The organism is Candidatus Jordarchaeum sp. (genome assembly GCF_052745115.1).
The window spans coordinates 1-5,648 of sequence record NZ_JBRAKS010000252.1 but is presented as its reverse complement, the minus strand read 5'-3'; the positions used below and the strand labels follow the sequence as shown (position 1 = coordinate 5,648).

General features: G+C 38.7%; 7 protein-coding genes. 4 read left to right on the top strand and 3 right to left on the bottom strand.

Annotation, left to right across the window (positions count from 1 at the left end; genetic code table 11):
• Nucleotides 1-25: 25 nt before the first annotated feature.
• Together ACUVXA_RS15180 and ACUVXA_RS15175 are read right to left on the bottom strand one after the other, a co-directional pair.
• A complete protein-coding gene (locus tag ACUVXA_RS15180; protein ID WP_445872126.1) occupies nt 26-1,036 on the bottom strand; it encodes a hypothetical protein in 1,011 nt (336 codons plus the stop codon).
• A complete protein-coding gene (locus ACUVXA_RS15175) occupies nt 1,029-1,886 on the bottom strand; it encodes a DNA-methyltransferase (protein ID WP_445872125.1) in 858 nt (285 codons plus the stop codon). The genes ACUVXA_RS15180 and ACUVXA_RS15175 overlap by 8 nt, the downstream gene beginning before the upstream one ends.
• A gap of 396 nt (nt 1,887-2,282) precedes the next feature.
• Here ACUVXA_RS15175 and ACUVXA_RS15170 point away from each other — a divergent pair, with 396 nt between their 5' ends.
• The 4 genes from ACUVXA_RS15170 (at nt 2,283) to ACUVXA_RS15155 (ending at nt 5,193) form a co-directional block, all read left to right on the top strand.
• Nucleotides 2,283-3,179, top strand: coding sequence for a DNA-methyltransferase (locus ACUVXA_RS15170; protein WP_445872124.1), 897 nt, complete (start codon nt 2,283-2,285; stop codon nt 3,177-3,179).
• 316 nt (nt 3,180-3,495) lie between these two features.
• Nucleotides 3,496-3,669 (top strand): hypothetical protein, encoded by a 174-nt coding sequence (locus ACUVXA_RS15165; RefSeq protein WP_445872123.1) that lies wholly within the window; start codon nt 3,496-3,498, stop codon nt 3,667-3,669.
• A gap of 96 nt (nt 3,670-3,765) precedes the next feature.
• Nucleotides 3,766-3,981: a hypothetical protein gene (locus tag ACUVXA_RS15160; protein ID WP_445872122.1), complete on the top strand. Its 216-nt coding sequence runs from the start codon at nt 3,766-3,768 to the stop codon at nt 3,979-3,981.
• Between the two features lie 93 nt (nt 3,982-4,074).
• Nucleotides 4,075-5,193 carry an alpha/beta hydrolase gene (locus ACUVXA_RS15155; protein WP_445872121.1) on the top strand — a complete coding sequence of 373 codons (1,119 nt, stop codon included), beginning with the start codon at nt 4,075-4,077 and terminating at the stop codon, nt 5,191-5,193.
• A 9-nt stretch (nt 5,194-5,202) separates the two neighbouring features.
• Here the strand turns inward: ACUVXA_RS15155 and ACUVXA_RS15150 are convergent, their stop codons facing one another.
• Entirely contained in the window at nt 5,203-5,379 is a 177-nt protein-coding gene (locus ACUVXA_RS15150) for a hypothetical protein (RefSeq protein WP_445872120.1), read from the bottom strand.
• Nucleotides 5,380-5,648: the final 269 nt, after the last annotated feature.

Sequence of the window (5,648 nt, the reverse complement as noted above, 5' to 3'; positions counted from 1 at the left end):
GAACCGAACACCATCTGGAAGTGTCCTAGATGGGTAAGTTTCGGACAACGGTTAATCTGAGTTGGAGAACTGTGTGGTCTCCGTTTCTCTTGTGTTTGATTGTGAATGTCTTTAGTTCCGGGATTTCATTTAGCAGCACGTTTTTGATTTTTTCTGTTTGGGGGGTTGATTTTAGGATGAGGTTGAAGCTTTTCTCTAATATTTGAGGGTAGTGCGAGCTGTGTGGATTTCCTTCGTTGTGGACCTCGGCCATTATCCTTAATCTTGGTCTTATTGATGCTCCCTCTATGTTCCGTGAAGCCGCTATTATGGTTTGGTCTGTGATTTCAGATAGAACTTTTTGTACTTGTTCTAGGGTGCTTTTGGGTATTTGTAACTCCTTCTTTTTTATGTGTTCGTGTAAAATCTGTAGCAATACTTGGTATAGTAGATGGTCTTTAGAGATGGTTTCGAAGAATGAGCCATCAATGATTGAAACCTTTACTTTATCAGGATCTTTACTGTGGGTTCTGACTAGGTAGAAGCATCGTCTTTCGGACGTACAGTACTCTCTTTTGATGGATTTCCCGTCTACAATGCTGGCAATTCTTAAAACGAGGTCTCCACCGTTAACCACTTCTATCTCTTTAAGATTCTTTGTTCGAGTTGGTATGGTCGAATTAAATGAGGAAATGCTTCCTCCTTTGGAATCCTTTAACTCGAGCAAGCCACCACAAGTGAATTTGTTCCCAACCTTCCTTACCTTAAATATAAAGTCTGGGAACTGCTGGGACTTCGAGTACTGTAGATTCTTGGTTATGTTTGAATCTTCAAGTAGTTGATTGAATTTCTTTTCGCCTATTTTATCTCTCAGTTCTTTCCAAATATCGACTCCATAAACATTTTTGGCGTCTTTGCGATTATCGATGTAGGCTAGGTCGTTTCCCGCAGACTTTAACACTATTTCCTCAAGGGGAGAGCAAAGGTCAAATTTACCATTTTTGAGGTTGCTTATTACCTGAATAAAGAAATCGGTTATGTCCGCAATTTCACTCATGGATGAACCTCTCTAAACCCTCAGTAGGCCATGCCTCATCTAGGTTTGGTGTAAACCTATAATAACCTCTATACTTTGAAACTTCGTCTGCGGAACTTATGATTTTTAACCTTTTCTTTATGACTTCAACGTAGCCTGGGTCTATTTCGATGCCTATTGACTTTCTTTTTAACTGGTGAGCTACAACTAGGCTGGTTCCACTTCCCGCAAATGGGTCAAAAACAGTGTCTCCCACACTTGTAGATGAAAGGATCATTCTTAACAACAACTCTATGGGGGACTGCTGCTCATGTATGCGATTACCCTCCTCATCTCTTAAGGCTTCATCCCCCGCAAAGTATCCAGACGTAAGCTCTCTAATATCATCCCAAACGTCGGTAAGGTAGATTCCATTAGGCCTCTTATGTTTGTGGTTTGGGCGTAGCGGGTAATCTATGCGTAATCTATTGAAAACTCTGGGCCTTTCCCCTTTAGTAGCAAAAATTATCACTTGGTAATGTTTTCCAAACCTGAAATTACCAGGTATAGCTGATGTGAACTTCTTCCATATAATTAGGTTTTGATAAGTCCATCCCGTTTCTTTTAAAACCTTCATCATCCAATCTACGTTCTTCTCCCTCTGCATAAAATAGATGGCTCCACCATCCACTGTCGCCTCATGGATGAGTTCTATAATCTCCTTTAACCAACTCCAATAAACTTCGGGATTTTGTTCATCATCAAAAAACTTGTACTCTTTGCCCTGATTGAAGGGGGGGTCTAAGAATGTAAGATGAACATCTGATACATTTCCCTGTTTAAGGTATGTAAGGCAGTCTCCACAAACCACGTCGTAATCTGGTGTCCTCATTTTATACCCCTTAAATCTCTAATACTTCTAAACCTTTCAATATATTTTATGTTTCTTGAATATCTTTTTTAACTCAACCTTTATTTATTTTGCTTCTTTAAGCACACACTCCGTATCCTTGGATAAGGAAGTAATGGATTTCATCTACTTTAATTCTCTTAATATTTGATTCTAGAAACTTGTTTCACCACCTACTCTTACAAAAAAGTATTAAAACCCTATTTTTACAAACCTTTGACTTAGATATGCAAGGCAGAATAGCTAAGAACGCTATAATAACAATAGAATTGTTAAAAATTTGAATAAAATAGTGGACTTACAATTCGGTATATGTTTAAATTCATTAGTGAGAAAGCTTAGGTTGTAAAAGAAACGTTCGGTTGAGAGAGGATATTAATGGGTAAAAAAATTTCTTGGAAGAATAAGCTCGTTTTCGGTGATTGTCAAAACATGAAGGAATTAGAGGAGCATAGTGTTCATTTGGTGGTAACTTCTCCTCCTTATTTTAATGCTCCTTTTGATTATCCGGATCTTTTTGAAAGTTATCAGAAATTTTTAGAATTGATTTGTAATTTGGCAAAAGAATTGAAACGGGTTCTTGATAATGGGCGAATAGCGGCTTTTGTAGTTGATGACACATTGATAAATAGAGTTAAATATCCTGTTGTTGCGGACATCACAAAGATACTCATGGGAGAGGGGTTCAAGTACCTGTATCAAATTGTCTGGGTTAAGCCGGAAGGATACATTCGCATAAGCAGGAGGAGCGGCGTTTTAATACAGCATCCTTATCCGATGTACTACTACCCCGACAACCTTCAAGAGTCTATCCTCATTTTTCAGAACGGTGAATTCGACTACAAATCCATTCCAAGGGGCGTGAAAACCAAATCCAGAATAGACCTCGAGGAATTTCGAGAAAACAAATGGTATTTGAGCGTGTGGAAAATAACGAATGTTCTACCAATAAAGAACAGATTGGAGAAAGGTATAGCAGCTTTTCCCGAAGAAATCCCATATCGTTTAATAAAACTATTCTCCTATAGGGATGAGGTTGTTCTGGATCCGTTTATGGGTTCGGGAACAACGTTGAAAGTTGCCTACGAACTTGGAAGAAGATGCGTGGGCTACGAGATTGATTTAGAACTATCAGGCGTAATTAAGGAAAAGTTGGGTTTTAATCAGCCCAACCTTTTCGGTCAAAAACTCTCCGATTTCTTTGAGATAATAGTAAGAGAAGACACCAAACACTTAAGGACCAACTTCAGAACACAATTAGAAAAAAGCCTATGAGATAAAGAGAAGTTGTTGGACATTTATGCCAACATTGCAGGATTATCCGATAAACCACTCCTCTGCAGATGATTGGACACCTCTAGAGTGCCTATAAAAACCAGAGGTTTAATAATAAGATAATCAGGCAGAGGTTCGATAATGAGCACGTCAAATCAGAAATAAACTTCCTACCAATCCGATGCTCTACACTGAAATCTATCACAGGTAGATAAAGTTGGAGAACTTAGCTTGGGGGCTTAACTATTATAATAAGATTTAAAGAAAACAGGGTGTTGAAATGCACTCATCTGCTTCTGCTTTAAAGAGGATTTAATTGCTCATTAAGGGTAAGGAAACTTTCACAAAGCTTTCAAGGGATTTCGCAAAGGAAGTTCAGAAGAGGGAAAGCGTCACTATACGACCTAAAGAAGAATTGGAGAGAGCCAAAGCCAGGCTCACAATCGAAAATTATCTCGGCACTACTACTTTTTCACCTATGATGAGATAGAAATTACATGGAAACCCCAGTCTATCTTATAGAAGGAAAACATACTAGAGCTGCTAGACTTCCCTCTCTTGGGAATATAAGGATGGGCTTCTGCGAATGATGCTTTACACAAATTTAAAGGATGTAATAATTAACGGAAAAAGGTACAACCATACACCAATTCTAAAACTCACAACAGAAGAGAGCTTCAATACCGAATCGCTAAGCAAAAAGCAGAGTGAAACATTAAAAACACTAATGGAAGAGGCAAACGCCAACGGATTCCGACTTTTAATAAATAATTACGACTTTTCAACGAACCCAAACTCATAAAAGTTTAAATCTGCGTAAATAAATAAAGCTAGTCTCAATAAGTTTATTTAACTGGAAAATTTCTAAACCATAAAATTTTGGGAAAGTGAGATTATGGCTAAAAAAAGTGATGGTGATAGATATAGGGTTGATGTTATTCACGCTAGAAGCTTGGAGGGTAATCCCATCAACAGCCCTGTGGATCGCGACCTGTATATTTATCTTCCGCCCGATTACTTCGAATCTAGGAATAAGAGGTATCCTGTGATTTACTTTTTGCAGGGGTATACTGGAAATAATAAGCGCTGGACTGTGACTTCGCGTCTGGAGGATAATATGCTTATTCCTGTAGCCTTTATTCCAAAGGAGGTTCTTGCGGAAATGGATTTGAGTCGACTGCCTTCTTTTGAAAAATTTGATCAGCTGATAAGCAGCGGAGAATTGGATCCATTTATTTTTGTGCAACCGGATGGTAGTCTGCATCTACCAAACAAGGATGGTCTTAAAAACCCCACTGGGCAGCTGGAAACTAAGGGAAGCTACTATCTTAATTCTCCTTACACCGGTAACTTTGAGGACTACGTGGTTAAGGATGTTATAGAGTATGTGGATGCGAATTATCGCACTATACCAGATAAACAGCACAGAGGCTTGATTGGAGGTTCGATGGGCGGATATGGAGCTATGGTAATGGCTATTCATCACCCGGAGAAATTTGTGGTTTCGGTTGTGTTAAGTCCTGCGAATTTAACCGCTGACTTGCTCAATATGAAAGTGGTTATTCCAATCCATGAGAGACTGTTTGGAAGGGAGAGAGCTGCAGAGTATGGTGCCTTGTTGTGGAGCGATATTCTGCACACCGCAGACCTAGTATGCTCCAAGAATAGACCACTCATGCCAACTATTAAACGAGATAAGAAAGGAGAAATCATCGGCTGGGACGAAGAGGCCTATAACAATCTGTATAAAAATAATCTCAATTATATGATTAAGCAAAATCCAAATGCTCTAAAACAGGTAAAATTAATGCTTAAAACCGCGGCTAATGATGAATTCATGATAGCAGGGGTAACCGAGGAAATCCATAAAACTTTAACAGAGCTGGGAATCAAGCACGAATACGAAATATATTCTGATCCCAAAGCCGCTCTGTCGCCACACATTATTGGAATCTCTTACAACGTTATTCCGGGAATAAAGTTCTGCTTGCAGCAATTCCCTAAGAAAAGATAGGTATAAAAATTAGCATCTTACCATCTTGGTTTCGCACTTGGGGCATTTAACATCTTTACACGATTCGCCCTTTTTTAGTGGCACCACTTCTCCACAGCACAGGCACATGGCGAGACCGCCCGGACCGACAGCGTAAACGGGACCCCTTGGACAGATGAGATCTTTTCCCCTAACTTTACTACTCATAAACCTACCTCCTTAAAATAAATTAGTTTAATAATCATCAATTAACTCAATCATTCAGCAGAGTTGACTTGTATCTTTTGCTGTGAATAATAAAAAGTGGCCCAAAATAAATATTACCTCTTTCCCTCTGCTTTTTATTGAATTAATAGTAGTTTAACTGTGAAAATTAATAAATCAAATTATGGTTTATGAACACATGGTTTATGAATCTTCTTAATGAGATCCCTTGTTTCATAATTTATCTTTTTTGACCGTATACGGGAAGTATA

Excerpts from the sequence above, each read along its gene's own strand:
- ACUVXA_RS15180 (WP_445872126.1), bottom strand. The coding sequence starts at position 1,036 with ATGAGTGAAATTGCGGACATAACCGATTTCTTTATTCAGGTAATAAGC.
- ACUVXA_RS15175 (WP_445872125.1), bottom strand. The coding sequence starts at position 1,886 with ATGAGGACACCAGATTACGACGTGGTTTGTGGAGACTGCCTTACATAC.
- ACUVXA_RS15170 (WP_445872124.1), top strand. The coding sequence starts at position 2,283 with ATGGGTAAAAAAATTTCTTGGAAGAATAAGCTCGTTTTCGGTGATTGT.
- ACUVXA_RS15160 (WP_445872122.1), top strand. The coding sequence starts at position 3,766 with ATGATGCTTTACACAAATTTAAAGGATGTAATAATTAACGGAAAAAGG.
- ACUVXA_RS15155 (WP_445872121.1), top strand. The coding sequence starts at position 4,075 with ATGGCTAAAAAAAGTGATGGTGATAGATATAGGGTTGATGTTATTCAC.
- ACUVXA_RS15150 (WP_445872120.1), bottom strand. The coding sequence starts at position 5,379 with ATGAGTAGTAAAGTTAGGGGAAAAGATCTCATCTGTCCAAGGGGTCCC.